Raw genomic sequence first — 4,136 nt, 5'->3', positions numbered from 1 at the left:
ATGGGAAAGGTTACGCCTTCAGCGGGTGATCGGCAGGGGCTTTTTGAATGGGCGGTTCACTGCTCTGAGTGCAGGGAGGCCCGAACGCCATTTTCGGGCGCCTTTACACGCGCGCCTGTACGATTAAGGCGTGGTGCGGGGTACTGGTGAGGCGGCGAGACAATATTGTTTCTTCCTCTGGGCCTCCTGTTTGGAATGGTTTGCGGAATCCTCAAGGTCGCCACGCCGTTTTCCGACCTTCAATCCTCGTCCTGAATGTGTGCGAAGCAGTCCTCACAGAATCCATGCGAGATCAGCGCAATGTCACTGCCGTCGCGCCTGTAGTATTCGGCGGGTTCGATCCATTCCCGTTCACCCGTCGGCGCGCCGATCGGCCAGGCCACCCTCGCGCAGATGGCGCAGAGCGTCAGGATGTCATCGTTGTCCTGATCAACAACCGGCGTGCCGAACAACGGGAGTGCTGGCCGTTGCTGAACCCTCAGTGTGATCGACTGATAGAGAAGGTGGCGCACCTGACCGTCGGTCTTGACCGGCCTGACGGCCAGTCGCATGTCGCGTCGCAGTGCCGGCGCATCGCAGCGGAAATCCAATTGAACGATCGAGCGCGCCCCGTTCAGCACGCTCTTGAACAGGTCCGCGAAAGTGGCGCGCACCGTATCGCCGGCAATGAACTCGGTCACTGGGCGGCCGAGCACTCTCGCCGCGGGCCGCTCGAGGCCCCCTGGGTCTTGAGGCGAATTGTCGTTTCGGAATCGCGCCCAGTTTGGTTCGCCAATTTGCTTGATGCGCAACTCGTGGTCGAGGAGCATGGCGACACCGTCCATAGCATCGAGCAGGCTTTGCTGCGTGACCGACATGTGTCTCGTTTCCTTTTTCGCCGCGCGATGCGGTGGCCCGACAGTGGCAAAGCATCAACCGCATCCCAGAGCCAGAACCTACGCCTCCGGGATAGAACTTCCAGATCGTCGGTGTGCTTCAGGCTTCGGCGTCGACGGGCGCTGGGTAATCAGGCGGGAACGAGAGCCGTCTTGCCGGAATCGCCGCGATGGGCAGCGACCTTTCTCGAACTTCGCTCGCCGCCCTCTCACGGGATTTTGTGTGCACGAGACGATGAGTCAGGGTTCGGCGCTGCGTAGAATCATGCGCAACCGCGCGCCGGTGTCAGGCTGCGGGTCCGGGATCATGAGAGTGCCTCCGTTTAGCTGCGCGCTCTTGCGCGCGCGAGCCAGCCCGAGGCCGACGCCGGACCAGCGCCGCGTGGTGCTTGCGTCGCCTTGGAGGAACGGCGTGCCAATATTTCGGCGCACGACCTCGGGTAATCCGGGGCCGATATCGGTGACCTCGATCGCGACGCGGCCGTCGTCTTCCGGGCACGCGGTGATCCGGACACTGGCGCCTTTCGGACTGGCCTTGATGGCGTTGTCGAGAAGTTCGGCCAGCGCCTCGGCGAGCAGGTCCGCCGCCCCCCAGGCGTGCAGGTCGGTCGAACAATCGATGTCGAAGCCGCACCCGTTTTCGACTGTGGCCTTCGGCAGCTTCGCGAGCGCGGTGTCGATCAGCGCGGCGATCGGGAACTCGTGCATCTCGGCTACGGTCTGTTGCCGCTCGGCGTCCAGATAAGTCAGGGTCCGGTCGATGATCGCGCCCAAACGCTCGCCGCCGTCGCGGATCATCTCGGCAAATTCGCGAACCTCGTTGGGACTCAGTTCGTCCGAATTCAGCAAGATGTCGGCGAGACCGACGATGGGAATCAGGGGCGTTCTGAGCTCGTGAGCGATCACTGCCAGAAGGTCGTGGCGGGCATCGCCGACGCTTTCCGCCAGCTCCCGATTCTGGCCCTCGGCCTCACGCATCGCCATGGCCAGGCGCCGTTTCATCGCCTCGCCCTCAGCCACGCGATGTTCAAGCTGATCCAGCATCGCCTGTTGCTGCCGACGGCGGGCGGCCGACATTTCGGCGGCGGCGACCCGCTTCACCAGATCGGCGCGGCGCAGAGGCTTGCGAACCAGGTCGAAAGCCCGATGGCGCAGCGCCTCGATGGCGGTGTCGCTGCTGGCATTGCCCGTAATGAAGACGATCTCGGTGGCCAGCTGCTCGGATCGCAGATCGGCCAACATCTCGGCCAGCTCGAAACCGCTTTCGCTGGTCAGGTGTATGTCGCAGACCACGACCGCGATTGCCGGATCGGCGTGCAGCACCGCCCGCGCTTCGGCGATGTTGGAGGCGCTGGCGACCCTCCAGCCGTCGCCTTCGAGCTGCATCGCCACGGTGTCGCGCACCATATCGTCGTCATCGACAACCAGCGCCGCGCGCGGCGCGGGTGTGACATCGACGGCAGGCAACCCAGAAGAGATATCGGCGCGGCGCATGTTCATCTTTGAGCTGCGGCTGCGGAGGTGCAAATATTCTGACGAGGTGGCCAGGGCGCTGCGTCGTTTCTGGCGCCTGCGGCGGCAGCGCGATCGCGATAGGCGCGCAGCAACAGGTAGTGTGCGCCCGACACCGAGCCGGCGGCCAGCTCGCTGGCTGCGGCGAGGACGCGCTCATTGCCGCGAAGGACCGGATCGCGCAGCAGCGCACGGAATTGCACATTGAGACGGGCCACGATCGCGTCGCGCCCATCACGTCGCATCAGCGCCATCTGCGCGAGCAAGAGGGCAGCGCCCAGTGCGTCGGTTCCGACATCGGCCTCCACGATATCGCGTTCACGCAGGATATCGGTATCGCGCAGAGGCAGGCACAACTCCGATCGGCGGTCGCCGTTCTCCACCATGGCGCCATTGACATAGATGCGTTCATTGGGAGCGAGCTTGAGCACCAGACCCGGCATCACGCCACTCGCGTCAGCCGGGTCTCGGACGGGCGTGCGACCGAACGCGCGGCGAGAGGTGGCGGCGGAGCAAGGCGGGCGACGTCCGGCTCTCCTGACTTGAGCGCATAGCCGCGGCCCCAGACGGTTTCGATCTGCGCAACCAGATCCGGGGCGACGTCCGCCAGCTTGCTCCGGATCTTGCAGACGTAGACATCGATGATCTTCGCGTCGGGCTCGTCAACGCCGTCATACATATGGGTCAGCAAGGCATCCTTGCTGACCGTCGTTCCCCGGCGCAGCGCGAGAAACTCCAGAAGCTGGTACTCACGGCGGGTCAGCGGTACTGGCTCTCCCGCCGCATGCACCTCGCGCGCCTGCGTGTCCACGCTCAGATCGCCGATCTCCAATGTCGGGGTCACATGACCGTTGTTGCGCCGAATGATCGCCCGCACCCGCGCCACCAACTCGTCGCCATGGCAGGGCTTGACCATGAAGTCGTCGGCCCCGAGTTCGAAGCAGCGCAGACGCGTCTCGGTGTCGTCGTCGCCCGACAGCACCATCACCGGAATGCGCGCGTCGATCATTCTCAGCCGGCGCAGTACCGTCTGCCCAGGGATATCCGGCAGGTTGAGGTCCAGAAGCACCAGGTCAAACGGATAGTGACGTGCCAGATCGATGGCCTCTTCGCCGGTATCGGTCTGCTGGACGTTGAACCCGTCCCGTCCCAGTCGCCGCTCAAGCACGGCCGCCACGTGGATATCGTCCTCGACTACAAGAATACGCATTTCGGTTCTCCGATGATTGCGGCCCGGTTTGGGCCAGATCCGGTTTCCGGGCCACTTTGTCTGCCTCCTTCATAGAGAAGGTTTGCCCGTATTTTTGCGCGAAGTCGTCTCAGGGTTGTGTAAAGATGTGCGGAAGTGCTAACGCATCTTGAACGGGCTGAGCGGCCTGGAGGGCCAGAAAACCGGTGTGAGAATTCGGTGAGACATGCCCGGAGCGACGAATTCTCGCAATCACCGGTCGGGCACATTTGCGCTGAACGCCTTGATTTGGCGCCAAGACTTGAGTTTCTCGACCATCGCTGAGCCGCCGGGCCGGCCCCTGCACCCGCCCCGACGTGCAGCCATTTGTTGTCCCTCAGGACAGGGTGCGCGAGCATCTGCGCATCGGATGTGGACCTCGACCGACCGCTCGCAAAGGTTGCAAGATGCGCCGTGAGTCGCCAAATGAGAGCGATCATTTTCCGGGAACCCACAGTCCCATGACGTTCCGATCCATCGAAGACGGCTTTCCACTCCACTCAGCGCAACGCGACATGGCC

At 63.6% G+C, this 4,136-nt stretch carries 4 protein-coding genes; all 4 read right to left on the bottom strand.

Annotated elements, in window-relative coordinates:
• Positions 1-239: 239 nt before the first annotated feature.
• The 4 genes from IM708_RS20480 to IM708_RS20465 all read right to left on the bottom strand — a co-directional run bounded on the left by IM708_RS20480 (position 240) and on the right by IM708_RS20465 (position 3,597).
• On the bottom strand, positions 240-857 hold the full coding sequence (locus tag IM708_RS20480; RefSeq protein WP_209428411.1) for a hypothetical protein: 618 nt from the start codon (positions 855-857) through the stop codon (positions 240-242).
• Positions 858-1,115: 258 nt separating this feature from the next.
• Positions 1,116-2,375, bottom strand: a complete 1,260-nt coding sequence (locus IM708_RS20475; RefSeq protein ID WP_209428410.1) for a hybrid sensor histidine kinase/response regulator — start codon at positions 2,373-2,375, stop codon at positions 1,116-1,118.
• Positions 2,372-2,830: a flagellar biosynthesis repressor FlbT gene (locus IM708_RS20470; protein ID WP_209428409.1), complete on the bottom strand. Its 459-nt coding sequence runs from the start codon at positions 2,828-2,830 to the stop codon at positions 2,372-2,374. Before IM708_RS20470 ends, IM708_RS20475 begins: the two co-directional genes overlap by 4 nt.
• Positions 2,830-3,597, bottom strand: coding sequence for a response regulator transcription factor (locus IM708_RS20465; RefSeq protein WP_209428408.1), 768 nt, complete (start codon positions 3,595-3,597; stop codon positions 2,830-2,832). Before IM708_RS20465 ends, IM708_RS20470 begins: the two co-directional genes overlap by 1 nt.
• Positions 3,598-4,136 lie beyond the last annotated feature (539 nt).

Origin of the sequence: Pararhodobacter sp. SW119 (genome assembly GCF_017811755.1) — a bacterium.
Lineage (GTDB): Bacteria > Pseudomonadota > Alphaproteobacteria > Rhodobacterales > Rhodobacteraceae > Pararhodobacter.
The sequence above is the reverse complement of the archived record's forward strand: the minus strand, read 5'-3'. Positions and strand labels throughout refer to the sequence as shown.